Here is a 24,271-nt window from a genome sequence, read left to right as displayed (position 1 = left end):
GTGGTCATTCCCGGCCTGAGAAATGAATTCAGGCCGGGAATGGCCGACTATCTTCACGAAGGAGAGCTAGTCGGTCTTGGTTTCGTCACCACTCGAAGTCATCTTCACCGTATTTTGCTTCACGCGTGATGCGGATGGACACTTCTTCGTCGGATGGGGGACTGCCACCTATCGGAGATCCCGCCTTCTTCTGCGGTTATGCGCGTTCTTAGCACGCATCTGCGTCTTGAAGACCTCCCACGCATGGTTGAACTTCGCGCGGTCAAGGATGGCCGCATATTGTGGTGCGATCTGCCGTGCGTAGATCATGCCGGACTCGGTGATGATGTGCTGATAGCCGCGACTACCGAACAACTTGTCGAACTGGAGACTCGAATCGGTAACCAGAGTCAGTAGATACTTGTCAGTGGTGGCTACGCGTGGTTCCAGCAGGCGCTTCGGCGGCCGCCTCGTTCCCTTGATGATCTCGCCGTGTCGCATTGCCAGCGTGATGAGCTGGGTGTTGCGGGCAAGAAGCTTACGCTGACCTTCACTTACGACGCCGGTCAGGCGTATTGCCGAGAAGATACTACTCCCCGGTCGGGCGAGTATGTCGGGCCTATCCTCGCGCAGCCAGGTCATTCCGAGTAGGAACGTGTCGAGGAGCTGTTGAGCAGACGGTGGCGTAGGCATTGATGGACCTCCTGGTGCGAATGTGCATGCCCAAACCTTATCTTTTATATAATATTTACAGATTAATTTCAACTCTTTGTATTGACAAAAACAATATTGATGATATGATGGATTAAAGTAATAGAGCTTGCGCTTAAAAAATCAACACAAAACAACGGACAAAGATAAATGCTTGGATTGACTTTTAGACCAAAAAGTGATAACGTAAATAATATGTATAGAGGCAACTCAAATCGAATCGTCCCCGTTATCCTCGTTCTTGTCGTCATTGCGATCGCTATCGCGGCACTTGTATCTGTGGGACGCATGCTACTTAGCGGTAATGCGCAGCCGGCCGCTAGTAATCCTGGTCGCGACGCATTGCTTTCAACCTCTGTTGATCATAGCGTTCGGATGACCGTACGCGGTCCGATTGTTGCTAACGAGAATTTTCATTCATATCAAGTAGTTATTAATCCATTTAGCCGTGCCTTGACAACTTACCAGGGTTATTTAGAGCAACAAATCGATGCTAAAAGTTATGATAATAATACGCAGGCCTATGAGCAGCTAGTATATGCGCTCGATAAGGCAAATCTTATGACTGGTGACGAACTGACCGGTGACAAGAACGACACCCGCGGTGTTTGCGCAACAGGTCTTGTGTATGAGTTTGAAGTTTTGCAGGGTGATAGCACAGTGAAAAAGCTGTGGACGTCTAGCTGTAAAGGATCGCCTGGTTCGTTTAAAGCCAGTGTTTCTCAGGTTAGTAGTCTATTCTTAGCTCAAATTCCGGATCAAAAAACACTGCTTTCTAAACTTAACCTCGGCACAAATAGTACGCTTAGTCTATAATAGACAATGTGATACGAGGAATTATCTTTGACTGCTATGGCGTTCTCGTACATGGCAGTCTTTCTTATTTACGGTCCATAACGTCGGCGACTAACCGTCAGGCTTTTGATGATCTTGCTCATGCCTCAGACAGGGGCTATATCTCGCAGGACGAATACATTCAACAGGTGAGTGAGTTGACGAATAAAACACCAGATGAAATCCGCGAAATTATTCATACGCAGGAAATAAAAAGTATCGATATGGTTAAGTTGGTCGCGTCATTAAAATCACAGTATAAGTGTGCGATGCTTAGCAATATCGGCCGTGGCGCAATCGAGAGGAGCTTTACAGCAGATGAACTCAAGGAGTTATTTGATATCGTGGCTCTCTCGAGCGAGATTGGTATGACAAAACCTAATAGCGAGGCTTACCGGTATGTGGCAATGCAGTTGGGTTTATTGCCAGAAGAGTGTATTATGATCGACGACATCGCCGTAAATGTACAAGGCGCTGAGCTGGTAGGTATGCAAGGAATTATTTTTAAAGACGTTGAACAATGTCGTGATACTCTGATGACTCTCATGGAACAAAATAATGCCTGAACTTCCGGAGGTAGAGACGGTTTGTCGAGGGCTTCAAGACTTGATTGTCGGTCGTATTATTAAGGCGGTGACGCACGACACGCCTAAAGGGTTCCCAAATGCAGCGGCAGACGTTGAGGCCTTTTTGATTGGTGCAAAAATAACAGATATTCGTCGGCGGGCAAAAGTGCTGCTGATTGATCTTTCTACTTCCTACACCTTAGTTATTCACCTTAAAATGACTGGTCAAATGGTGTTTGTTGCAAAATCGGCACGCTTTGGGGCTGGGCACCCAAATGAAAGTCTTGTTGGAGCACTTCCGGACCGCTCCACTAGGGTTGTTTTTACGTTTGACGATGAGTCTCATCTTTACTTTAATGACCAGCGTAAGTTTGGTTGGGTACGTCTTATGCCAACTGCTGAGGTGCCGAATATTGATTTTATGAAAAAGGTTGGCCCCGAGCCGCTAGGGGAAGAATTTACGGCGGTTGAATTTGCCGAGCGCTTTAAACGGCGAGCGAAGACTAGTATTAAAGCGGCGTTATTAGATCAAACGGTCATTGCAGGAGTGGGAAATATTTATGCAGACGAGAGTCTATGGGGTGCCAAAATCCATCCAAAACGTCTTGTCGGAGACATAACACAGGAGGAATTTGTTCGGCTATATACTGAACTTCGCAGTGTTATGAACACGGCCATTGAAAAGGGCGGAAGTACGGATAAAAACTATGTAAATGCTGAAGGCAAAAAAGGAAGCTATCTCACCTTTGCGCGTGTGTTCAGGCGCGAGGGCAAGCCGTGTCTTCGTTGCGGCACGACGATCATCAAGTTTAAGGTAGCCGGTCGTGGAACGCACATTTGTCCGCATTGTCAGGTAGAATAGAGATAGATGATAATTCTTGTAACAGGTGAAAATAGCTTTGAGAATGATCGTACAGTTCGTGAGATCGTTAGTTCGTTTGATGGAGTGGCTGAACGTATCGATGGTAGCGAGCTTGAGATTAAACAGTTGCCCGATCTCTTAATGGGAGCGACACTATTTGCTTCAAAACGATTGGTCATTATTAAAAATCTCTCTGAAAATAAGCCGATTTGGAGCAATTTTATAGATTGGTTGCCACGTATTAGCGATGACGTGCAAGTTGTTTTGATAGAAGCAAAGCCGGATAAACGAATAAAAACATACAAAGAGTTGCAAAAAGTAGCCATTATTAAAGAGTCGACTTTGTGGTCTGAACGCGACACGGTAAAAGCTGAACAATGGGTGATTAGCGAGGCGACACGGCTTGGCTATTCATTGGATAAAAAAAGTGCGCATAAACTTATAGACCGGGTCGGTGTTGACCAATGGCTGCTTGCTCAGGCGCTTGAAAAACTGTCCGTGGTGGATATTGTATCGCCCGAGGTGATAGAGGAACTTATCGAGGCAAACCCGTTAGAGAACGTCTTTATGTTATTTGAATCTGCTTTAAAAGGTGACGCACCCAAAATTAAAAAAATACTGACAACACTTGAGGTCACTGAAGATGCCTTCAGACTGCTTGGTCTTTTAAGTGGTCAAGCGGTACAACTCGCAGTTCTTGCAATAAGCGATAAACCGTCTGCCGAAGTCGCCAAGGATATGGGTGTACACCCATACGCGCTTTCCAAGCTTGCACCGGCTGCAAAAAAACTTGGTCGTAGTGGTGCTAAAAAAGTAGTCACTGCCTTTGCTGAGGCAGACACGGTGGCTAAAACCTCTGCCACTGACCCGTGGCTTTTAGTTGAGCGTGCACTTATAAAAGTTGCGTGTATATAAAAATACGCCGCATTTTACGCGGCGTATTTTTATAGAAAGAGCAGAGTACTATTTAGCTGCTGGCTTTTTTGCAGCAGGTTTCTTGGCTGCAACAGGTTTCTTAACGGCCGCAGTCGCGGCTTTAGGAGCTGCTTTCTTCGCAGCTGCAGGAGTTTTAGCGGCAGTGGTTTTAGGAGCAGCTGCTTTTTTAGCAGTAGCTAGCTTAACACCGGCGTCCTTAGCAACTTTAGAAAGTTGGCTCTTGCGACGGGCAACAGTATTCTTTTTAAGGAGCTTCTTTTTAACTGCAGTGTCAAGCTCGCTGTGAGCCTTTGAAAGACCCTCGCTTGTTGGGTTTGCCATGAAAGCTTTAGTTGCAGTCTTGATATCGTGCTTAATACCGACGTTGCGGTCGCGGCGAACAATAGTCTGCTTCATTCGTTTAATGGCTGATTTGATGATTGGCATAATTTCCTCTTTACCTCTTATAAGTTATAGATACAATCAAGGTGTGATTATAGAGTAAAAGGTGCGAAATGTAAAGTGGTGATTATCCCGCGTCAGGCACTGCGTGCATGTGCTGCACGCAGTGCCTGACGACGGGGTTCCTACTTAGGCGAAGTGCTTGCCTTTCCATCCGTTGTCCCGGACGAGCTTGTCGAAGACTGCAAGAGCCTCGACGCGCGTCATCTCGGGAGTGACGCCAGTGAGCCGGAAGCTCTTCGGTCCGGTCTCCGTAAGGAGAACGGTATCGGGAAGCTGTTCGCGCAGCTCGTCGAGTGACGGGGAGAGCACCCGGAACGTGAAGGTGATCACGACGGGCTCGCTCGTCGTACCGGCGCCGGCGGGGTGGTAGTAGAGATCGAAATCTCTCATTGGTCTGGACCTCCTGAGAAAAAGGCGAGTTGCATGGAACATGCATACAATAACACAAAGATATTTAATCTGCAACGAACTCCGTTGTAACTGCTCACACCCCCTTGCCCCTCAGGGCAGTTCGGACTAAACTTTAGTTTAGGACGAACTAAAAAACAAACAAAGCTTGTAACACACGTATGTCTCGAAAACTCACAGATGACGTTATCGCTTCGCGCATGGTAGAGCTCCGCAACCTGCGGAAGCTGCATGTTCGTGACCGGCGTCAGATCGCTGAGCTCAAAGCTGAGAACAAAGTAATCCGAGCGGAGAATGTTGAGCTGCGTCAGCTGCTTGCTCAAGCCCTCGAGAAGATTGACGCTCAGGCTATCCAAATAGCCGAACTCCAAACCATGGTCTTCGGCAAGAAGAAACGGCCACCAGCGGGCGGAACGCCCGCTGTAACTCCCACTCTCTTTGCGCTACCGAAGCAGCCTCGCAGCAAGGATTCCTACCGGCGGCCATTGCCGCCAGCAAGCGCTGTAACGCAGGAAGTGGCACTGCCACTTCCTGCCACCTGCGCTTGTGGTGGTCATTTCAATCCAAACAAGACGACCATCCACGAACGCTACGAAGAGGATATCCCGCTCCCCGAGCTGACCCGTGACTACCAACCACAGTTAGTGACAAAGTATCTCATTGAGCGAGGCGAATGCCTCGCCTGCGGCAGAGCCGCAACCGGAGGGAATAAAGATCTCAGCGGTCAGGCGGTGACGCTTGGCTCCAATACTCGTCTTCTGGTCTGTCATCTCATTTCGGTGGTTGGGTTGAGCTACGCTCAAACAACCGGCCTGCTCCTTTCGCTCTACAATCTCACCGTCACCGACGGTGAGATTGCTCATATCCTCCAGAAACAACACCAAACCTGGCTACCGGCGTACACTCAGCTGAAGAGCGACATCCGAGCCGCACCAGTGGTGCATGCCGACGAAACACCCTGGCCAATCCAAGACCAGCAGGGTCATGGCTATGCATGGAATCTCTGTGACGGGACGAGCGCAAAGGTCTACTTTGCCCTGGAGCAAAGTCGCGGAGCGACGTATGCTCACACACTATTCGGAGAGGACAGCGACCAGCCCTTTGCTGGCGTCCGTATTACGGACGACTACGCTGCGTACCGCAGCGAGTCACTCCCCGGGACTCAGCAGCTCTGCTGGGCACATCTCTACAGGACTATTCGTGATCTCCGCTACAATGCCCATCTTCCGGAAGAACAGCTTCCGTATGTTGAGCTGTGGTATGCCAGCTTCGCTGGTATCTACCAAGACCTACGAACGTATCTCAACGAACCGTACGACGAAGTCGTACGAGAACAGCAAGCCGAAACACTCTGGCAGCGAGTACAGCGACTGGCCAACCAACCAGCACCGGAGGGAGCTGGTGAACCACAGAAACTCACGAGGCTGAAAGCCCAGCTCAAAAGAGCTGGGAAAGACAGACTATTCGTCTGTCTCCTAAAAGATACACCGTGTGACAACAACCGAACTGAACGGGATTTACGACAGCTGGTACTAAAGCGAAAGCGGAGCTTTGGCTCTAAGTCTGAGCGAGGAGCGCAAGCACTAGCCACCGTCCTTTCGCTGTGCACCACTACGTGGCGCACAGCACCCCAAGGCTATTTCAAGGCGTTGGCGCAGTTGGGGCAGTGAGCAGTTACACTCCGTTATGATTCAATGACACCTATTTAAGAATAGTCTCCAGAGAAGGATGCGGACAGGGGATGCCTATAACCAATAGTATATTGACTCACTTAAACTACTTATGGTATAGTTCCATCAAAGTCTCATAAAAATAAAAAACGTTTAGGAACTCTCCTTCATGAACGATGGCAACATTAAGCAGCAAATCGCCGATAAGGTAAAGAACAGCAGCAATATCCTGGTGACTGTAAGCACCAACCCGTCAGTTGACGAGCTGAGTGCTGCACTAGGACTTACTTTGTTGCTTAATAAAATGAATAAGCACGCTACGGCTGTCTTTAGTGGACAAGTGCCTCCAGCTATTACATTCTTGGATCCACAAAAAACTTTCGAGAACACTGTCGATAGTTTGCGTGACTTTATTATTGCACTAGACAAAGAAAAGGCCGACCATCTTCGCTATAAGGTGGATGGTGATGTCGTGAAGATATTTATTACGCCGTATCGCACGACCATCACTGGTGACGACCTTGAATTCAGTCAAGGTGACTATAACGTTGAGCTTGTTCTTGCATTGGGTGTGAGAGATAAAGATGATCTTGACGGTGCGCTTTCTGCTCATGGACGGATCTTGCACGATGCAACAGTCGTGTCTATTTGTGCAGGAGAAAACGAGAGCGCTCTCGGCAGCATTAATTGGCGGGAGTCAAACGCTAGTAGCCTGAGTGAGATGCTTGTGAGCCTTGTCGAATCACTCAAGAGCGATAAGGGCACATTGGATGACCAGATCGCCACGGCGTTCTTAACGGGTATCGTAGCCGCAACTGATCGCTTCAGCAATAATCGGACGTCATCACGCGTGATGACGATTGCCGCGCAACTTATGTCAGCCGGCGCCAATCAGCAGCTGATTGCCTCAAAACTGGAAGAAGCACACGAAATCGGCAACGATAGTACGCCAAACGCGGGTAGTAACAGTACAGCTTCGACCAGTGCAAACTCGGACGGTACGACAGATCTAGCAGAGGGTGAGTCGACTAAGCTTACCAAAAAGCCAGCCGTAGAAAAGCTAGCGACCGCTAAAAAGAAGGCTGATGATGGTTCACTTGTTATCTCTCACGAAAAAGAGGGTAGTCTTGATGAAGTTGCTGAGCAAACAGAGGAAGAAAAACAGGCCGCTGCCGCTCAAGCAGCACAGGATGAACTGGCGAAGCAGGCTAAAGAAGTTCCCGCAGCTCAACAGGAAGCAGCTGCAGCAAAGGCTGAAGAAAACCTTGCTCAACAGCTCGCTTCTGTAGCTCCGGCCGCTGCCGCTGGTACTACGCCATCAGTCGCTGACTTGCAAAAAGATCTCGCTGCCGCTGGTGCGGAGGTTGATGAAGCTGCTGAACAATCACCTAAATCAGTGACTCCTGTTGCTGCGCCTTGGCAAGCGAGCGAGCAGGCTCCAAGTCTAGGTGGGACGCTTAATGCGACAGCCGAACAGGCTGAAGAAGATAAACGTCGTGATCTTGAGGATGAACGTAATCATACTATTTTGACCCACGGTGGTAATAGCTACGTTGGTAATAGTACCCCAACCTTTCAGTCACCACTGAATGCCGCTTCACAACCGGAGATAGAATCGCCAATGGTAGATCCGTTCCGTGAGGATGCGCCCTCATCGGTTAATGCTGCAAGTACGGCATTGCCACCTATTCCGACCCCAGTGATAGAGGCGCCAAAGCCAAAAGAAACGTTGGCAGATATCGATCGCGCCAATCGCTCGCCTCACGAAGAAGCGCGTGCTGCTGTTGATGCAGCATTTGGGGCTGTACCGTATACACCCTCGGGTGCGCCAGTCATGTCAGAGTCTGCACCGGCTCCAAACCCTCAACCGGTTCCTCCCCCAATGTCACTGCCACCAATGCCTCCTATGCCAGACTTTTCAACACTACCTCCTATGCCTACAATGCCTGATGCATCAGCGCCTTCGGGTGCGCTACCTCCGGACAAATTAGAGGATGTTTTTGGAGCAACAGCTAATCCAGTACCCGTCACACCTCCACAATCTAACGACCCGGCCCAGTTTAAGATTCCTGGCCAGGGTTAGGATTTAGCTAAAAAGTAATTCAAACCGAGGTCTGCGCCTCGGTTTTTGATGTATGTTTCACCATCGTCACGTTGTGTGTGGTGAGCATGTACAATTTCGAGAATTTCGTCACGAAGATGCCTGGCATCGACGGTTTCGTCAATTTCTTCTAGGGGATGACCGGCTTCCATATAGATCCAGTCGGTGTTGTCAGTAGGAGAGATACTATCGGGAATGCAACTAAATCGAATCCTTGTCAGGCGGTTGTCAGACTTTTTGAGTGTGTAAAACGTAAGGCAGGCTGCGCGGGCTGCCACAATATGATCGATATGGCCAGTAAGGCCGTTGAGATCGAGCGTCATAAATTCGACCTCCGTGTCTTCGGGAGCGGTTTTTAACATCTTTCCGATATAGTCGATAAGACGATCGGCGATTTCTATCATGCTTTGATTATCGAGTTTGCCATCTTTGTAGCCGAAATATTCCATTGTCGACGCGCCCATAAGTGCACCTGCTTTGCGCCACTCCTCGAGTCGAACCGAACCAAGGTCACTGTGACCGTCGAGATTTACGCCAGCATCACCACTTGTGAGGGTGATAAGGTGTAGATCGGCACCAGCTTTTGTTTCTAAAAGGAGCGTGCCGCTTGGGCCGAACGCTTCATCATCGGGATGGGCAAAAATGCCAAAAATAATCTTCTTCATAACATTAGTATACCGGAGTAGGGTGATGATTTAAGATATAAAACGACAATGGTTCGGTATACTGGTATGCGTGATAGACGATGGAATTATATGTATAGACAAACCTGCAGGAATGACGAGCTTTGGTGTCGTAGCTCGACTCCGACGTGTTTTAAGTGAACATGCCGACAAAAAGGTGAAGGTAGGTCATACGGGCACACTTGATCCTTTTGCAACGGGTCTCATGATACTGGTTGTTGGTAAAGAGTGTCGTAATGCATCCCACTATACTAAGCAAGATAAGGTATACGAGGCGACATTTGAGTTAGGAAAAACAAGTACGACTGGCGATACGGAAGGGGAGCTAACTAATATTTCCTCACGTAAGCCAAGCAGAGACGAAATCGACGTTGTCCTGACGGAGTTTACTGGCGAAATACAGCAGCGACCACCTATTTTTAGTGCGATTAAAGTTAATGGTCAGCGTGCATATAAGCTGGCTCGCGATGGAAAAGAGGTTGAAATCCCTTTGCGCACCATAACTGTATATAGCTTGGAATGTATTAATTATGAGTATCCTTATCTTAAGGTTCGAACTCACGTAAGTAGTGGAACATACATTCGCAGTCTCGGCGTGGATATTGGCGAAAAACTAGGAACTGGCGCATACTGTAGAGAGCTGCGTCGGCTTTCTATCGGCATATGGAATGTAACAGACGCCAAGCAACTACGAGACTTTGGTATCGAAAACTAGGAGGGTGCTATGGAGATAGAAATTTGGAATGACGCAACAAAGGCAATCGTCGATCCAGAAGGGGGGTGTCTCACCAATTTGTCTGATGATAAGGGTGACATCCTATTCCCTAAGAGAACTTTAAAAACCGAAGAGGGTATAGCTAAAAAACGAGGTGGCTCTCATGTATGCCTTCCTAACTTTGGACCGGGTGGCGTGACTGGTCAGGCGCAGCATGGATTCGGGCGTGAATCAGTTTGGGAAGTCACGGATAAGACCGATAGCTCGATTTTATTGACATTAGCTAATGGTCCAGATGGCTATCGGCATTTAAACTCGGTACTGACTTATCAATTGGGTGCCAAGAGACTTATGATGACCTTGGAACTTACTAATAATGGCGGATCTGATCTACGAGTAGCACCGGCATTTCATCCGTATTTTGCACTACTTGGTAGTTCAGCTGTACTCGACGATGAAAAGCAGGCTCTCAATGAGCTGAACGAGGCACGGTTTTTTACCGGCGATATACATGCATTGCAGTTAGAGAAGCGAACGGTCACACTTCAATCGACCGGCTTGCCTGTATGGGTGAAGTGGACTGATCAATTGGGAGATTACCTCTGTATAGAACCATCACAGAATGGTTTTGCATTTCTAGAAGAAAAGCCAGGAGAAGGCGAATTGCTACGTCCGGACGAGATAAAAACGTACTCCTTTACAATAACCTGGAACTAACCTGTTGAAAAACCAGGGTTACTCTGGTACAATACATTCTTGATGATAACAGCAGAAGATAAAGCCAAGGCACTCGCCCTGACACAGACACACAAAGAAGACGTTGGATCCCCACAGGCTCAAGCGTCAGTTTTGACATCTCGTATCAAGGAAATCACCGAGCACCTCAAGGCTAACAAGCATGACCACATGGCTCGCCGCGGTCTTATCCAGATGGTAGGTCGCCGCAAAAGGTTGCTGAAATACCTCGAGTCGAAAGACTTTGAAAGCTACAAGGCAACTGTCGCCAAACTAGGACTCCGCAAATAATTGCGGAGTTTTTAGTTTACGGATTTAGTTCGTTATTTCGTTATAAACGGTAACTGGCTGGACGTTCTCGATGTATTTTTGGAGATCGATTTCTTGAAGGAAAGCAGGGAGTATAACCTCTGATTTCGGGTCGATAAACTCGACATGTTCGATTTCCAGTTCGCCGTGCGTGGTTGTCGTAAGGTCAATCGTTTCGTAATCTTCCGGATTTTCAATCAGAAAAAAGAATTCCATCTGTTCCTTTTTGCCATCCTCAGAAAATTGTTGAACAAAAAGCAAGCGACCAATTTTAGGGTCAATACCAGTTTCTTCAATCATTTCACGGCGTAGGCCATCCTCAATCGATTCACCAATATCTAGACCACCACCTGGAGTACACCAAAAGTCGCGATCATTACGTCGATACGCTTTTAAGCGTTGGCTGAGTAGTTTTCCATCTTTGTATATAATGCCTCGTACGGCAATTCGTCGTTCTTGCATACAAGCTCTCCTTGATTAAAGTAAATTTGACCGTTAGAGGTTCGGCTCGTCCGAACGTAGACGCATAGTGGATCCCATAGGATCGTATTGTTACGATTATAGCATGGGTTGGTGGTGGCCTGTATATTTGCTATACTTGATAATTACTATGATCCAGCAGGGATCCTCTATTCGTGCATGTTCGGACGAGCCGAACCGCTGACGATTCTTGTAAATTAATTTTTAAGGAGCTTTCTTATGAAAGAGCTCATCATACTTGATGAAGATAAAAAAGCTGCTCGTCAGCGAATTGCCGAACTTGAAGCGGAAATTCTCAGTTTGGGACCAGAGTTCTACGAGGTATTTAACCAGTCCTCTGAAACCTGGCATGATAATGCGCCGTTTGATGCACTTCGTGACCGACAGTCACTGCTAGATGCTGAGCTACAGAAGCTTCGCCAGGTTATACGCGACAGTTTGCCTAGTATTCCACCAATTAAAAAAGAAATGGTAGGGATTGGCTCAACGGTCAAGCTGGAAAACGGCAAGACGTACTTTATTGCCGGCGACTGGACGCTTCGTGCTGGTCAGTCTCGGGAGGGTGCGGTAGTAATGAGTGCCCAAGCGCCGCTTGCAATTATACTAAGAGGGAAAAAAGTAGGTGACAAAGTTATCCTTGGTCGCGATGCGAGCTGTATAAGGGCTATACTGTATCTATGAATGTGATCACTCGTGAACAATTTACCCAGCTTGTAAGGCCGCTAAAACCACGATTAAAGCGTGAACTTCGGTTCATCCCCGAGGAAATCACCGAATGGGAAGATCGTGATTTCTTGGGCGTTGCCAATAAACAGGGTAACGAAGGAGTATTGATCATACCGTTTTTAGACATCGTCGTACCATATGGCCTAAGCAAGCGAACGCCGGGTAGTCGGGGGAGGGTTGAGGCGATCATCTGTGATATCTGTGCCACATGGCAGCGAGGGACTCACTCGGCAGTTATTACGTTTCAGACCTCACCAATCCGTTCAGTATCATTTTTATGTTGCGAAGATTTGCGATGTAGTTTGCATGTTCGAGGCAAAACGAGTGCAGCCGTGCTTTCACGTGCGCAAATTCGAGAACAAATTGATCCGCAGGAGCGTATTAATCGACTACGCAAACGTCTGACAAATATTATCGAGACATTGGCTTAGAAAAAACGAGTCCCTTTGCGGTGGGGCTCAGACCGTTGTACGTTAGGAACGGGGCTTCTGGCGACGCTTTGCCTTAGCTCTTCGGCTTTTCAATGCTCGTCGTTCGTCTTCGCTCAGTCCTCCCCAGACACCCGTATCTTCGCCGCTTGTGAGTGCCCACTCGAGACATTGGTCGCTGACGGGACACCGACGGCAAATTGCTTTGGCTTCTTCCGTCTGTTTGGCGGCGGGCCCTTTCTTGCCGATTGGAAAGAAAAGCTCAGGGTCCTCATCCCGACAGACGGCGCGCTTGCGCCAGTCCACGGTCATCTCCTCCTTAGGTGTGTACCATTTTATTATACCTGTATTCATTCGGTCAGATAGTCTATAATAGAGGTAGCTCGCTGCAGCGGTTACGTAAGTGGTGGATGCGATATTTTTTGAACAAAGAAATGCCACACCCGTTACTTATTCGCCGTTATCTTTTAATAGGCGAGTTAAAAAAGGAGGACATTCATGTCTACTATCAACCCTAACGGTAAAGAGATTATCTCTGTTACCACTGATCTCTGCGGTCAGCCACTTACACTAGAGGTCAACCGTGTCGGTTTTCGTACATCTGCTAGTGTCCTAGTAAAGTATGGCGATACTGTTGTACTTGGTACGGCTATGGTGGGCAAGAATCCCATTAGCGGCATGGACTACTTCCCACTGAGCGTGGACTATGAAGAAAAATTTTATGCAGCCGGAAAAATCAGTGGCAGCCGTTTCATCAAGCGTGAGGGCCGTCCAAGCGACGAAGCCATTCTTATTGGCCGTTTAATTGACCGTCCGATTCGTCCATTGTTTCCAAAAGGGTATCGCCAAGAAGTCCAAGTGGTTGCAAGTGTTCTCTCTATGGATCCGGCATTCCGCCCTGATTCTATTGCGATGATCGCCGCTTCCACAGCTCTTATGCTTACGGGTGCGCCATTTGATGGTCCTGTAGCTGGCCTGCGTGTTGCTCGCGTAAATGGCGAGTTCAAGGCATTTGCCACGAGTGATGAGCGCGAAGCAAGCGATCTTGACCTTGTGGTTGCTGGTATCGAAAAAGGCGTTACGATGGTTGAGGCTGGCGCAAATGAAGTAGGTGAGGATGTTGTTACAGACGCAATCGCTTGGGCGCACGAAAAACTTCAGCCGGCAATCGCGTTGCAGCGTCAGTTGATCGAAAAAGTCGGAGTTGAACCACTTACCTATGAGCTCGTGCTTCCAAACGACGCCATCCAGACTGTTGTTGACGAGTGGATGGAAGGCAAGATTGGTGAAGATCTCCAGCGTCCATACCCAGAACGCAACGAAATGATTTCAGTGCTTCGCACTCAGTTCCATGACGACATGGTCAAAAAAGTTGGTGAAGACGAATACCAGGCACTTCGCGGTGAATACGACGAAGCCTTTACAATGGCTCTTCATAAAGATGTCCGCAAGGGCATTGTAGCGAATGGTACGCGTCCTGATGGTCGTAAACTCGACGAAATTCGCACACTTTCAAGCGAAGTGGGTATCTTGCCTCGTACACATGGCTCATCGCTCTTTACCCGCGGTGTCACTCAAGGCATGAACATCGTTACCTTAGCACCACTTAGCTATGCACAAATGGTTGATACGATGGAGCAGAATGACTACGAGCGTCGCTATATGCACCATTACAACGCGCCCGGCTACACAGTAGGCGAAGTTCGTCGTCTTGGTAGTCCTGGTCGCCGTGAAATCGGTCACGGCTATCTTGCAGAACGTGCACTTATTCCAGTGCTTCCAAGCGAAGAGGAATTTCCATACGCTATTCGTAGCGTGACCGAAATCATGAGCCAGAATGGCTCTACCTCTATGGCTGCAACATGTAGCAGCTGTCTTGCACTTATGGATGCTGGCGTACCTCTTAAACGACCGGTGAGTGGTATCGCTATGGGCCTGATGATGGACGGCGACACGCCGTACGTGCTCAGTGATATTGCTGACGCCGAAGATTTTGCCGGTGATATGGACTTTAAGGTAACCGGAACAGCCAACGGCATCACAGCCTTGCAGATGGATATGAAACTCCACAGCCTGCCAGTAGATATCCTTCGTCAGGCGCTCGAAAAAGCTAAGCCTGGCCGTGCGTTCATTCTTGAACACATGATCTCTACGTTAGCTACTCCGCGTACTGCCATTAGTCCGTTTGCTCCACGTATTGAGAAAATCAAAATTAACCCAGATAAGATCGGAGCTGTTATTGGTAAGGGTGGTGAGGTGATTAATAAAATTACCGCCGAAACCGGTGCCCAAATTGATATCAAGGACGACGGTCTCATAACCGTTGCTGCTGCAGACACAACCAAGATCGAAAAAGCTCTTGCCTGGATTAAGAGCCTGACCGAAGAGCCAGAAGTCGGCAAAATCTACGACGGTAAAGTAGTTAGTATCAAGGACTTTGGAGCATTCATAAACATTATGCCCGGTATCGATGGTATGGTTCATATTTCGCAGCTTTCAAACGAGCGTGTTGAGCAGGTGACCGATGTCCTGCACGAAGGTCAAATGGTTAAGGTAAAACTGACCGGTATCGACGAACGTGGCCGTCTCAGTTTGAGTCTTAAAGACGCTCAATAACAGATGTAATGTAGGTGAAGGGCAAGCTCTGCCTTTCACCTAATCATTGCTATTTTTCATTGTTGTGCTATAATGAAGTAACTAAGACGCTCGTTACGGGCTCCCCCCTTCTTGAACAAATCAGACCAGATTTATGGTAAATCTTGTCACATTTGGCCAAGAACACTTGCGCTAATCTTTATTATTAAACGCCAAAATGCTTGTTTTGGTACCGCAAAAACCGCGGAGAAAAAACTATATGAAAGAAACAAATAAATACGATGTCACGCATGCATCGCGCCGTAAAAGTGACAAAGCGGAGCGCCTTGTGAGGCCTTACCGGACAACCAAAACCGTTAACGCGTCGGCAACCCCAGGCGGACTACGGATTATCCCGCTGGGCGGCCAGCAGGGAATTGGTGAAAAGAATATGATCGTACTAGAGTACGGAAACGATGCACTGATTCTGGACTGCGGGTTTGAACTAGGGATTGATTTGCCTGGCATTAACTATGCCATTCCGGTAACAGAATACCTAGAATCTATTCGCCACAAAATCCGCGGATATGTTATTAGTCACGGCCACCTAGACCACATTGGCGGCCTCACCCATATCGTGCCAAAGTTCCCAGCTCCGATATTCGGCAGCCGGTTTACGATTGGCATGGTACAAACCCAGTTTGAAAAGGCTAACGAAGACGGCGTCGATTTCCAGCCTAATTGTAGGGCACTCGATATGGACAAACACGAACGAGTCAGCCTTGGAGAGTTGAAAATTGAGCTTGTCCGTGTCACCCACGCGATTCCGGAATGCTCGGCTATCGTGGTTGATACGCCAGTTGGCCGAGTCATCAACACTGGTGATTTTCGGCTTGATCCCGAGCCGCTTGACGCTATGCCAAGTGATATTATCAGGCTCAAGCAGCTGGGGGACGAAGGCGTGCTGCTCTTGATGAGCGAGAGCACTAATACAACCAAGCCAGGACGGACGCCAACCGAACGAACATTGCAGGACAGCTTTTACGAATTAATGGACCAAGTGCATGGGCGAATTATCGCCGCGACATTTTCGTCGAACATGAACCGTATCCAGATGATTGTAATGGCGGCGGCACATTTTGGCCGTAAAGTGGCATTTGATGGTCGCAGTATGACAACGGTTGCCGAGCTCGCAGTGCGGTTAGGCAATTTAAAAATACCAAAGAACACGTTAGTTAGTATGCGCGAAGCCGGGCAGATACCTGACGACCAGTTGGTGATTATCTGTACTGGCGGCCAGGGCGAACCAGGCGCGGCGCTAAGCCGGATGGCAATTGGCGAGCACCAATATATCAAGCTGAAAAAGGGTGACAACGTCGTCATTAGCAGCACGCCAATTCCGGGTAACGAACAAAGCTACCAGCGGATTGGCGATAGTGTAACAACGCTTGGTGCAAAGCTATTCCGTCATCCAACGCACGAGATAGATGGTTGCGGACCGCTTCATGTATCTGGACACGGTAATCGAGATGAACATGCCGAAATGATTCAACTGACACGCCCGAACTATCTCATGCCAATTTATGGCGGGGCGCTCAACCGCAAATATCATAAAGACGTAGGTCTACTGCAAGGTCTGCCCAAGCGTACTATTATTATGGTTGATAACGGCGACGTGACCGAGTTTGACCAGACAAAGGTGCCAAGAAAGGCTGGCCGGGTGACGGCTGGTGCGCTCCTGGTAGACCAGACGGGAAGTGTCGTGCCCGAGATTGTCACCAAAGACCGGCTGCTTCTTCGAGAAGACGGTTTTGTGGTGGTTATTGTGACGCTAGACAGAACGACGGGACGACAGGCGAGTAGCCCGGACATTATTACGCGCGGTCATCTGTCGATACGTGATAACGCCAAGATTATGGATGGTCTCCGACAAAAGGTTTGTAGGTTGCCTGTAGCAAAACGTATGTCACGGGCAGGTATTGACCAGCTAAAAGACGCCCTAAAGGACATGACGGCTGCGTATTTATTCGAGCAGACTGGCCAAACACCGATCGTAATACCAGTAGTAAATGTAGCCGGTTTACATCGAGACAACATCATTGCAAGACCCGCCGCCGACATGTGTTAGATTGGTCAAGTAAATAAAAAATAACCCCCGCTAAAACTGCGGGGGTTATTTTTATTTCCGGGGCTGGCTAGTCAATTAGATCTGCTGCTTTTAGCTTGGGGATTGTTTCGTGCTCCATAATCGAACCAATCTTTATATCCTTCGGTACGTCTGATGTAATCCAGCGGAGTTCTTCGACTTCGCTGTCGGCGGATATTTCTCCTGTCCATTTTTTTACCAGGTAGACGTCCATGTGTACATCGACCTCTGGGTTATTGGCGGCTGGTGCCGAGTTTTGGTCAAAAAGCTCCAGATCATCTTCAATAACGTTAATTTGTATTTCTTCTTTTAATTCTCGAATGAGCGCTTGCTTGGGGGTCTCGCCTGGTTCGATTTTTCCACCAAGATGAATAAAAAAATCTTTTCCTTGTGAGCGCTCGACTAAAACCTTGCGGTCTATGATAATAATGCCACTCGCTTTATAAATATCTTCCATGGCATTACTATAGCGTGCTATGAGAATGCGTACTAGCGACACTGGTTTGGTTTTTGCTATTCGGCCGAATGAGCGTGTAAAATGGAAGATGAAATGGATAAACAACGAGCGCTCGACCAGATACGTGATGATATTTTGCAGAATGCTGTCTGTCCTGACCTTGCCTCGACCGCTAAGCAGCTGGTTATTGGCGACGGCAATCTGGACGCTGAGATTGTTTTTATAGGCGAAGCCCCCGGTAAAAACGAGGACGAGCAGGGAATACCGTTTGTCGGTGCGGCTGGTAAGTTTTTAAACGAAATGCTGGCACAAGCTGGACTGGTGCGAAACGACGTATACATTACTAATATCGTCAAATACCGTCCACCGAACAACCGTGACCCACTCCCCGAAGAAAAAAAGGCCTTCTGGCCGTATTTAGTGCGTCAACTCGATGTCATTTCACCGAAGGTGGTTGTGACATTGGGTCGTCACAGTATGGAATATTTTTTACCCGAAGCTAAAATTAGTCAAGTTCATGGCGAGGCAAAACGAATAACGTTTGGTGACAAGAAGGTAGTTATTGTGCCCCTCTATCACCCTGCTGCGGCTCTTTATAATGGTGGTATGCGCCAAACACTCATTGATGATTTTTTGCGTGTACCCAAAGTGATTGAAAAGCTTAAAAAAGGGGCCTAAAAAGCGAAAAGCCAGGCGCGTCGCAGGAAGAGGTTGAACCTCGATTCCTGAACGGCCTGGCGATCGCCTCACTTGCGGCGAAGACGCGGCTTCCTGAAGGACTGGAACGGCAGCTTGATGTAGTGTCGGACGTTCTTCAGGAGTGTGTCCACCCACTCGACATCGGCCGGGTCCCAGAACTTGGCGGTCTTGTACCAGATGGCGAGAGTCCAGACGATCCAGACGGTGCCCAGCGGGATCCGCCAGAGCAGGGTAAGGCCACCGGTGGTGGGGACGGACGAACTGGTCATGGTGAACGTCAGTGCGGCAGCGAAAACGCCGCCGATCATGCAGATGACCATGATGGCCGTGAAGCCATACCAGCCGTAGATCCTCTTTTCGGTCTCGGAGAAGAACGGAGTGCGCTCTTCCTTCTTAGTGCTGGACTTGTCGGGGGTGATGGACATGTGCGTCTCCTCATCTCGGGTGGGGCGAACTGTACTCATATTAACACATATTAACGCTTATGTCAATTTTATCTATTGCCAAAAGACAGATCTTTTGCTATACTCTTACTTACTAGACCGCAGCTTCATCTGTTTCTTACTGAATAGCTGCAACTTATAGGACTTGTTTGTAACTAATAAATACTTTGAAAGGTAACATATATAAACTATGGGTCAACGAAGACTCGCGAACGCCCCAAGTGACGACGCATCCAAACGCCCTCAGCAAGGGCAACAACAACGACAAAAATCTAATAATACGGTGTTAAATAACACGACAACTCGCAAAGGCGAGGTGTTTCGTGCGCAGCGCCGTACCTCTGAAAACGTTAACCTTCGTGCCTCACAGCACATGGTAAACGTTCCGGTGAACAAATCCGTTTATAACGGATACAATGGTCGCCAGTTTAGTTTGGCTGACCAGCCAAAACGCTCAAAAGCACCACGTCCAACCCTTAAGGTTATTCCTATCGGTGGCGTTGGTGAAATGGGTATTGGTAAAAACATGACGGCTATCGAATACGATAACGACATTATTATCATTGACATGGGCTTTTTGTTCCCAGGTGCCGACTATCCCGGCATTAACTACATTACGCCTGATATAACTTATCTTGAAGAAAACAAGCACCGTATCCGAGGACACGTTTTTACACACGGACACCTTGACCACATCGGCTCGTTCCGCCATCTTATCGATAAGATTCCTGCACCTGTGTATGCTACTAAATTTACGGTTGGTATGTTACAGCGCACAATGGAAGAAGCTACGAGTGGCTTTGCGCCAGATTACCATGTACTTGATCCTGAAGCTCACGAACGCGTACAGCTTTGTGACAGCTTTTCAGTTGAGATGGTTCGCGTTAATCACTCTATTCCAGATGCAGCAGCTGTTGTTATCCGGACACCTCTCGGTGTTATCATCAGCTCGGGTGACTGGCGTATGGAAGAGCAGCCTGTTGATGGACGCAAATTCGACCTCGACCGCATGACCGAAATTGCCACCAAAGAAGGCATTCTTATGTTCATGAACGAAAGCACAAACTGTGAAAGTGAAGGCTCTCATACTCATGGAGAGCTTGACATTCAGCACAGTATGGGCCAGGTAATGGAAAAATACCCGAATGGCCGTCTTATCATTAGCTGTTTTAGTAGTCAGCTACACCGTATCCAACTTATTTTGGATGAAGCAAAAAAACACGATCGAAAAGTCGCATTTGCTGGTTACAGTATGATCCAAAACCTTGAGGTAGCTCTTCGTACCGGAACAATCAAGATTCCTAAGGACGTCGTGGTTAAGATGGAAGACCTCGTTAAGTTGCCTGATGGTAAAGTGACGATTGTCTGTACGGGTAGTCAGGGCGAATTTAATGCTGTGCTTAACCGCATGGCGAGTGGTAGCCACAAATTCATCAAGATTAAAAACACCGATGTTATTGTATTTAGCTCTAACCCGATTCCGGGCAACGAGAAATATGTTGTTCGTACGGTCGACGGTCTGATGCGAGAGGGAAGTGAAGTCATTCAAAACGGCAAAACACATCTTACCGGCATTGGTCCACTGCACCTTTCTGGTCACGGTTACTACGACGACCATGTTAAGCTCATTCGCGCGCTTAATCCAACCTACTATCTGCCAAATCATGGTGAATTCCACATGTTGGTTCATAACGCCGAGATTGCTGAAAAAGAAGCCGGTATCCCACGAGAGAATATCTTTGTTTGTGACGCTGGTGATATCGTTGAAATTACACCTGAAGGTGCTAAAAAAGCTGGCCGTGTCCCGGTTGGTGGTATTATGTACGACGATAACGGCGCTATTGTATCAGAGGTGGTTCTTAAAGATCGTATCCACATGAGCAACGAAGGTATGTTTGTGGTGGTATTAACGGTACAGCGCGGTACTGGTCGTCTGCTGACTAGTCCAGATATCATTTCGCGTGGGTTTATTTACCTCCGTGATAGCGAAGAATTGATGGGAACTATCCGTCAGTACCTTAAGCAAAAGGTTGCCCGTAGCTTTGGCGGTAAAAAGATCGATCTTGATGTTATTAAAAAAGAACTCAAGGACGAGATTACCCACATCTTGTATGACCAGACGCGCCGTACGCCAATCGTTATTCCTGTTGTAAACGAGATCGGTGGTGGTGGTAATTCACCGCAAGGACGTAACAGAGTAAACGATCGCGGTGATCATAATGATCGCAATGATCGTCCAAAAAACGATAATGTCATGCCGCCTTTGCCGCCGCAAAAGTTTCCACCACGTCAGGTACCTGATACCGAAGTGGTTGAGCCTCGCACTCGCGAAGACACACGCGCATACTAAAACATAAGCTATTTGCAAAATATTGTAATTTTTGCTATAATATTGCTTATAAACCGTAAGCGAAAACGCTTATATCGGGATATAATAAAAAATAGTTATGGCCAAACGAAAAAAATCATCGCACAGTAGGGGAAAAGCAAAAGTCCAAACACCACAGCATAGTCTGCCGTCGGGTTTTTGGGCACAAGTAGGCGCAGTCATGTTACTTGCTGTGTCCATCCTGTTCGTGCTGGCATGGTTTGGCACGGGCGGCCCAGTACTAGAGTGGCTGCACCGGGCGACACTCAATAGTATCGGCTATGCTATGTACGTTATCCCTCTTCTCTTTGTCTATATTGCCGTCGAAGTATTTAGGGCAGAAAATAATCGCTTGCCATTCGTCATGAAGCTCGCGACCACACTGCTTATTGTGTGGTTTGCGGGCTTGTTTGGTCTTATGAAAAACAGTGCTGGCCAAACGACAGGCGGTTTTGTTGGTATTGCAGTCAACAGTGGCATGTTAGCTATGGTAAATACTGGCGTTGCTGTATTTATCTATGTACTTCTTATACTCATCACTACATTATTTGTTGTACGCGTATCCCCGTTCGCTGTTATTAAGAAACTTTGGGAGGTTTCTCGTCGCGAACTCAGTGAGCAAGAGGCCAATGTGCAGGTTATGCGTAAGGCATCGGAGACTTCACCCAAACATCAGGCAATTGGCGAACTTAAGTTAAATGCTGGTGTGCCGACGCTGGACCAAGAAGAGGCCGCGCTTATGGGTAAGAAGGGTGCACACCTCTCAAGCCTTCGTGGCAGTATTAAGCAAGATAAAGCCGCTGAAGATCAAGCTGCGCTGGTTGCTGTCAGTGACCCCAATTGGCAAGCGCCAAGTGTTGATTTGCTTGAGAAAAAACAATCACCAGCTGATGCTGGTGATGTACAGCAGAACGCCCAGACTATCCGCGACACGCTAGCCGAATTTAACATTGAAGTCGAGATGGAGGGCGCAAATATTGGTCCTAAGGTAACGCAGTACACCTTAAAACCACCAAGTGGTGTCAAGTTGACTCGCATTACCGCTCTTGAGACTAATATTGCACTCAATCTCGCAGCCCAGACACTGCGTATCGAAGCACCTATTCCAGGACAGCGCGCTGTTGGTATTGAAGTACCAAACCGTAAAGCTGCCGATGTTCGTCTTTATGGCGTACTAACGGCTAAGCAGTGGAAGTCAAATCATGAGCCGTTGGCATTTGCTATCGGCAAGGATATTTCGGGCGAGGCTGTTGTGGGTGAACTAAATAAAATGCCTCACTTGCTTATCGCTGGTCAGACGGGTAGTGGTAAGTCAGTCATGATTAACACCTTGTTAACGAGCCTCCTTTATCGCAACAGTCCGAGCGAGATGAAGGTAATTTTGGTTGACCCTAAGCAAGTTGAAATGGCGCCATATGAAGATATTCCACATCTTTTAACCCCAGTTATCACAGAGCCTGAAAAAACCATCAGCGCGCTTAAATGGGCAGTTAATGAGATGGAACGTCGTTACAAATTATTAGCCGAAGAAAAATTTCGTGACATTAAGAGCTATAATCAAAAAATTCAGTCCGGTAGTAAAAAGATATCTGTCGAAGACACGGATGGTAATGAACAGCGAGTTGATGATGGTGCGATGCCATACATTGTGATTGTTATCGACGAACTTGCTGACCTTATGATGGTTGCAGCGCGCGACGTTGAAGCGTTGATTGTACGTTTGGCACAAAAAGCACGTGCCGTAGGTATTCACCTCGTACTCGCGACACAGCGCCCAAGCGTGGACGTTATTACTGGTCTTATTAAAGCCAACATTCCAGCTCGTATTGCGTTTACTGTAGCTAGTCAGATCGACAGTCGTACTATCCTCGACCAGATTGGCGCCGAAAAACTCCTAGGTCAGGGCGACATGCTGCTTCTTACGCCAAGTATGAGTAAACCAAAACGTATTCAAGGTGCCTGGGTGATGGACGAAGAAGTCATGAAAATCACTGATCATCTTCGTATGCAATCCGCACCACAATACAACGATGAAATTATTAGCCAACCCGTTCAGCTTAATGGCAAGGGTGGCGTAGTTATGGACTTTGATGGCCATGGTGATGACGATATGTACAAGGACGCTGTCCGAGTCGTAGTAGAGAGCGGCAAGGCTAGTACGAGTCTCCTGCAGCGTCGTCTGCGCGTAGGCTATGCACGTGCCGCACGGATTATTGAAGAAATGGAAGAACAGGGAATTATCGGCCCGGCTGACGGCGCCCGCCCGCGCGAAGTGCTGATTAACAGTCTCGATGATCTTGCTGGCGCTGATAGCTAGACATACTTAAGAAATTGAATAACACGTACCTTCATCTAAATATGAAAGGATTTTTAGCATATGGAAAACAAGAAAATAAAGAATTTTAAGTCAACATCGAGAGGCGTGCGAGCAGGTATGGTGCGAGGAAACGGCTTCGCCAAAGTTGCGACCAATCGCCGGCAAGCCGCTTTCTACTGGCCAGTGTTCGGCAACGTCGATCGTACTTTATCGAGCTTTCAATCGCCAGGCAGTTGACGGCTACTTCAAGATAGCAATTGGTGCCGTGTACGATGCAAACAAGCTGACACCGCTTATTCCACTACACGTCTGGCTACAGCATTACCAGGATAATTTTAGTGAGCCAACAATCATCGACATTACCGCCGATCAGTCGCTTGAAATAAACGAAAAGCTGGTCTACGATTCTTCGACCTCCCTCATGAAGAAAGGTCTAATCTACCAAGTTTGGAGCTTGCTTGATGAAAATGAGTGTAAATCTGGCACGGTGGAACGAGCAGATCTTATTGAGAGATTACTCCAAAGGCGTGCCAGGTGACCGTAGAGAACTCAAGACCTTTGCAACATCTCCGCAGGTGTTCGTAACTGCAATCCTAAGTGTACACGCCTTTGGTTGTAGTAGTCGAGATACGTGGTGAGTGTTTCTCGCTGGCGCCGGAGCGGAACGCTCCTGCGCCAGT

Annotated in this window: 25 protein-coding genes; 17 read left to right on the top strand and 8 right to left on the bottom strand. The window is 47.9% G+C overall.

The window, feature by feature from the left end:
* Positions 1-168: 168 nt before the first annotated feature.
* Complete coding sequence (locus VLG36_00125; protein HSW77190.1) at positions 169-621, bottom strand: hypothetical protein; 453 nt, start codon at positions 619-621, stop codon at positions 169-171.
* 264 nt (positions 622-885) lie between these two features.
* Here VLG36_00125 and VLG36_00120 point away from each other — a divergent pair, with 264 nt between their 5' ends.
* From VLG36_00120 to holA, 4 genes are read left to right on the top strand one after another with little or no spacing between them, the layout of a single operon-like run.
* Positions 886-1,506, top strand: coding sequence for a hypothetical protein (locus VLG36_00120; GenBank protein ID HSW77189.1), 621 nt, complete (start codon positions 886-888; stop codon positions 1,504-1,506).
* A gap of 8 nt (positions 1,507-1,514) precedes the next feature.
* Positions 1,515-2,090 carry an HAD family phosphatase gene (locus tag VLG36_00115; protein HSW77188.1) on the top strand — a complete coding sequence of 192 codons (576 nt, stop codon included), beginning with the start codon at positions 1,515-1,517 and terminating at the stop codon, positions 2,088-2,090.
* Positions 2,083-2,952 (top strand): bifunctional DNA-formamidopyrimidine glycosylase/DNA-(apurinic or apyrimidinic site) lyase, encoded by an 870-nt coding sequence (mutM, locus tag VLG36_00110; protein HSW77187.1) that lies wholly within the window; start codon positions 2,083-2,085, stop codon positions 2,950-2,952. The genes VLG36_00115 and mutM overlap by 8 nt, the downstream gene beginning before the upstream one ends.
* Positions 2,953-2,958: 6 nt before the next feature.
* Positions 2,959-3,867, top strand: coding sequence for a DNA polymerase III subunit delta (gene holA / locus VLG36_00105; GenBank protein HSW77186.1), 909 nt, complete (start codon positions 2,959-2,961; stop codon positions 3,865-3,867).
* 48 nt (positions 3,868-3,915) lie between these two features.
* On the opposite strand, the gene rpsT is transcribed toward holA, so the two are convergent.
* Together rpsT and VLG36_00095 are read right to left on the bottom strand one after the other, a co-directional pair.
* Positions 3,916-4,314 (bottom strand): 30S ribosomal protein S20, encoded by a 399-nt coding sequence (rpsT, locus tag VLG36_00100; protein HSW77185.1) that lies wholly within the window; start codon positions 4,312-4,314, stop codon positions 3,916-3,918.
* A 144-nt stretch (positions 4,315-4,458) separates the two neighbouring features.
* Positions 4,459-4,722 (bottom strand): hypothetical protein, encoded by a 264-nt coding sequence (locus tag VLG36_00095; protein HSW77184.1) that lies wholly within the window; start codon positions 4,720-4,722, stop codon positions 4,459-4,461.
* Between the two features lie 179 nt (positions 4,723-4,901).
* On the opposite strand from VLG36_00095, the gene VLG36_00090 reads away from it, so the two are divergent.
* Together VLG36_00090 and VLG36_00085 are read left to right on the top strand one after the other, a co-directional pair.
* Positions 4,902-6,410: a transposase gene (locus tag VLG36_00090; protein HSW77183.1), complete on the top strand. Its 1,509-nt coding sequence runs from the start codon at positions 4,902-4,904 to the stop codon at positions 6,408-6,410.
* 169 nt (positions 6,411-6,579) lie between these two features.
* The gene (locus VLG36_00085; GenBank protein HSW77182.1) at positions 6,580-8,493 is read left to right on the top strand and encodes a hypothetical protein; all 1,914 of its coding nucleotides are present in this window, start codon (positions 6,580-6,582) and stop codon (positions 8,491-8,493) included.
* Here VLG36_00085 and VLG36_00080 read toward each other — a convergent pair.
* Positions 8,490-9,176 (bottom strand): PIG-L family deacetylase, encoded by a 687-nt coding sequence (locus VLG36_00080; protein ID HSW77181.1) that lies wholly within the window; start codon positions 9,174-9,176, stop codon positions 8,490-8,492. The two genes, VLG36_00085 and VLG36_00080, sit on opposite strands and share 4 nt — an antisense overlap.
* A 70-nt stretch (positions 9,177-9,246) precedes the next feature.
* Here VLG36_00080 and truB point away from each other — a divergent pair, with 70 nt between their 5' ends.
* Genes truB through rpsO form a run of 3 tightly spaced genes read left to right on the top strand, consistent with a single transcriptional unit; the run spans position 9,247 to position 10,935 of the window.
* Complete coding sequence (gene truB, locus VLG36_00075; GenBank protein HSW77180.1) at positions 9,247-9,909, top strand: tRNA pseudouridine(55) synthase TruB; 663 nt, start codon at positions 9,247-9,249, stop codon at positions 9,907-9,909.
* Between the two features lie 9 nt (positions 9,910-9,918).
* The gene (locus VLG36_00070; GenBank protein ID HSW77179.1) at positions 9,919-10,626 is read left to right on the top strand and encodes a hypothetical protein; all 708 of its coding nucleotides are present in this window, start codon (positions 9,919-9,921) and stop codon (positions 10,624-10,626) included.
* A gap of 42 nt (positions 10,627-10,668) precedes the next feature.
* The gene (gene rpsO, locus VLG36_00065) at positions 10,669-10,935 is read left to right on the top strand and encodes a 30S ribosomal protein S15 (GenBank protein HSW77178.1); all 267 of its coding nucleotides are present in this window, start codon (positions 10,669-10,671) and stop codon (positions 10,933-10,935) included.
* 24 nt (positions 10,936-10,959) lie between these two features.
* On the opposite strand, the gene VLG36_00060 is transcribed toward rpsO, so the two are convergent.
* On the bottom strand, positions 10,960-11,415 hold the full coding sequence (locus tag VLG36_00060; protein HSW77177.1) for an NUDIX domain-containing protein: 456 nt from the start codon (positions 11,413-11,415) through the stop codon (positions 10,960-10,962).
* A 237-nt stretch (positions 11,416-11,652) separates the two neighbouring features.
* Between VLG36_00060 and VLG36_00055 the strand changes: the two genes are divergently transcribed.
* The gene (locus VLG36_00055; GenBank protein ID HSW77176.1) at positions 11,653-12,114 is read left to right on the top strand and encodes a GreA/GreB family elongation factor; all 462 of its coding nucleotides are present in this window, start codon (positions 11,653-11,655) and stop codon (positions 12,112-12,114) included.
* Entirely contained in the window at positions 12,111-12,590 is a 480-nt protein-coding gene (locus tag VLG36_00050; protein ID HSW77175.1) for an FBP domain-containing protein, read from the top strand. The genes VLG36_00055 and VLG36_00050 overlap by 4 nt, the downstream gene beginning before the upstream one ends.
* Before the next feature lie 42 nt (positions 12,591-12,632).
* Here VLG36_00050 and VLG36_00045 read toward each other — a convergent pair whose 3' ends face one another.
* The gene (locus VLG36_00045) at positions 12,633-12,893 is read right to left on the bottom strand and encodes a WhiB family transcriptional regulator (GenBank protein HSW77174.1); all 261 of its coding nucleotides are present in this window, start codon (positions 12,891-12,893) and stop codon (positions 12,633-12,635) included.
* 192 nt (positions 12,894-13,085) lie between these two features.
* Between VLG36_00045 and pnp the strand changes: the two genes are divergently transcribed.
* Positions 13,086-15,203 (top strand): polyribonucleotide nucleotidyltransferase, encoded by a 2,118-nt coding sequence (pnp, locus tag VLG36_00040; GenBank protein HSW77173.1) that lies wholly within the window; start codon positions 13,086-13,088, stop codon positions 15,201-15,203.
* 238 nt (positions 15,204-15,441) lie between these two features.
* Positions 15,442-17,289, top strand: coding sequence for a ribonuclease J (locus VLG36_00035; GenBank protein ID HSW77172.1), 1,848 nt, complete (start codon positions 15,442-15,444; stop codon positions 17,287-17,289).
* Between the two features lie 67 nt (positions 17,290-17,356).
* Here VLG36_00035 and VLG36_00030 read toward each other — a convergent pair whose 3' ends face one another.
* Entirely contained in the window at positions 17,357-17,764 is a 408-nt protein-coding gene (locus VLG36_00030) for an NUDIX domain-containing protein (GenBank protein HSW77171.1), read from the bottom strand.
* Between the two features lie 93 nt (positions 17,765-17,857).
* Between VLG36_00030 and VLG36_00025 the strand changes: the two genes are divergently transcribed.
* Positions 17,858-18,442 (top strand): uracil-DNA glycosylase, encoded by a 585-nt coding sequence (locus tag VLG36_00025; protein HSW77170.1) that lies wholly within the window; start codon positions 17,858-17,860, stop codon positions 18,440-18,442.
* A gap of 68 nt (positions 18,443-18,510) precedes the next feature.
* On the opposite strand, the gene VLG36_00020 is transcribed toward VLG36_00025, so the two are convergent.
* Entirely contained in the window at positions 18,511-18,927 is a 417-nt protein-coding gene (locus VLG36_00020; protein ID HSW77169.1) for a hypothetical protein, read from the bottom strand.
* Between the two features lie 169 nt (positions 18,928-19,096).
* Between VLG36_00020 and VLG36_00015 the strand changes: the two genes are divergently transcribed.
* The 3 genes from VLG36_00015 (at position 19,097) to VLG36_00005 (ending at position 24,129) form a co-directional block, all read left to right on the top strand.
* Entirely contained in the window at positions 19,097-21,256 is a 2,160-nt protein-coding gene (locus VLG36_00015) for a ribonuclease J (GenBank protein HSW77168.1), read from the top strand.
* Between the two features lie 97 nt (positions 21,257-21,353).
* Complete coding sequence (locus VLG36_00010) at positions 21,354-23,591, top strand: DNA translocase FtsK 4TM domain-containing protein (protein HSW77167.1); 2,238 nt, start codon at positions 21,354-21,356, stop codon at positions 23,589-23,591.
* 145 nt (positions 23,592-23,736) lie between these two features.
* A complete protein-coding gene (locus VLG36_00005) occupies positions 23,737-24,129 on the top strand; it encodes a hypothetical protein (GenBank protein HSW77166.1) in 393 nt (130 codons plus the stop codon).
* Positions 24,130-24,271 lie beyond the last annotated feature (142 nt).

The organism is Candidatus Chromulinivoraceae bacterium, from assembly GCA_035478595.1.
GTDB lineage: Bacteria > Patescibacteriota > Saccharimonadia > Saccharimonadales > Saccharimonadaceae > CAMLKC01.
This window is presented reverse-complemented; position numbering and strand designations above follow the sequence as displayed.

Excerpts from the sequence above, each read along its gene's own strand:
- VLG36_00125 (HSW77190.1), bottom strand. The coding sequence starts at position 621 with ATGACCTGGCTGCGCGAGGATAGGCCCGACATACTCGCCCGACCGGGG.
- VLG36_00120 (HSW77189.1), top strand. The coding sequence starts at position 886 with ATGTATAGAGGCAACTCAAATCGAATCGTCCCCGTTATCCTCGTTCTT.
- mutM (HSW77187.1), top strand. The coding sequence starts at position 2,083 with ATGCCTGAACTTCCGGAGGTAGAGACGGTTTGTCGAGGGCTTCAAGAC.
- holA (HSW77186.1), top strand. The coding sequence starts at position 2,959 with ATGATAATTCTTGTAACAGGTGAAAATAGCTTTGAGAATGATCGTACA.
- rpsT (HSW77185.1), bottom strand. The coding sequence starts at position 4,314 with ATGCCAATCATCAAATCAGCCATTAAACGAATGAAGCAGACTATTGTT.
- VLG36_00095 (HSW77184.1), bottom strand. The coding sequence starts at position 4,722 with ATGAGAGATTTCGATCTCTACTACCACCCCGCCGGCGCCGGTACGACG.
- VLG36_00090 (HSW77183.1), top strand. The coding sequence starts at position 4,902 with ATGTCTCGAAAACTCACAGATGACGTTATCGCTTCGCGCATGGTAGAG.
- VLG36_00085 (HSW77182.1), top strand. The coding sequence starts at position 6,580 with ATGAACGATGGCAACATTAAGCAGCAAATCGCCGATAAGGTAAAGAAC.
- VLG36_00080 (HSW77181.1), bottom strand. The coding sequence starts at position 9,176 with ATGAAGAAGATTATTTTTGGCATTTTTGCCCATCCCGATGATGAAGCG.
- VLG36_00070 (HSW77179.1), top strand. The coding sequence starts at position 9,919 with ATGGAGATAGAAATTTGGAATGACGCAACAAAGGCAATCGTCGATCCA.
- rpsO (HSW77178.1), top strand. The coding sequence starts at position 10,669 with ATGATAACAGCAGAAGATAAAGCCAAGGCACTCGCCCTGACACAGACA.
- VLG36_00060 (HSW77177.1), bottom strand. The coding sequence starts at position 11,415 with ATGCAAGAACGACGAATTGCCGTACGAGGCATTATATACAAAGATGGA.
- VLG36_00055 (HSW77176.1), top strand. The coding sequence starts at position 11,653 with ATGAAAGAGCTCATCATACTTGATGAAGATAAAAAAGCTGCTCGTCAG.
- VLG36_00050 (HSW77175.1), top strand. The coding sequence starts at position 12,111 with ATGAATGTGATCACTCGTGAACAATTTACCCAGCTTGTAAGGCCGCTA.
- pnp (HSW77173.1), top strand. The coding sequence starts at position 13,086 with ATGTCTACTATCAACCCTAACGGTAAAGAGATTATCTCTGTTACCACT.
- VLG36_00035 (HSW77172.1), top strand. The coding sequence starts at position 15,442 with ATGAAAGAAACAAATAAATACGATGTCACGCATGCATCGCGCCGTAAA.
- VLG36_00030 (HSW77171.1), bottom strand. The coding sequence starts at position 17,764 with ATGGAAGATATTTATAAAGCGAGTGGCATTATTATCATAGACCGCAAG.
- VLG36_00025 (HSW77170.1), top strand. The coding sequence starts at position 17,858 with ATGGATAAACAACGAGCGCTCGACCAGATACGTGATGATATTTTGCAG.
- VLG36_00020 (HSW77169.1), bottom strand. The coding sequence starts at position 18,927 with ATGAGTACAGTTCGCCCCACCCGAGATGAGGAGACGCACATGTCCATC.
- VLG36_00015 (HSW77168.1), top strand. The coding sequence starts at position 19,097 with ATGGGTCAACGAAGACTCGCGAACGCCCCAAGTGACGACGCATCCAAA.
- VLG36_00010 (HSW77167.1), top strand. The coding sequence starts at position 21,354 with ATGGCCAAACGAAAAAAATCATCGCACAGTAGGGGAAAAGCAAAAGTC.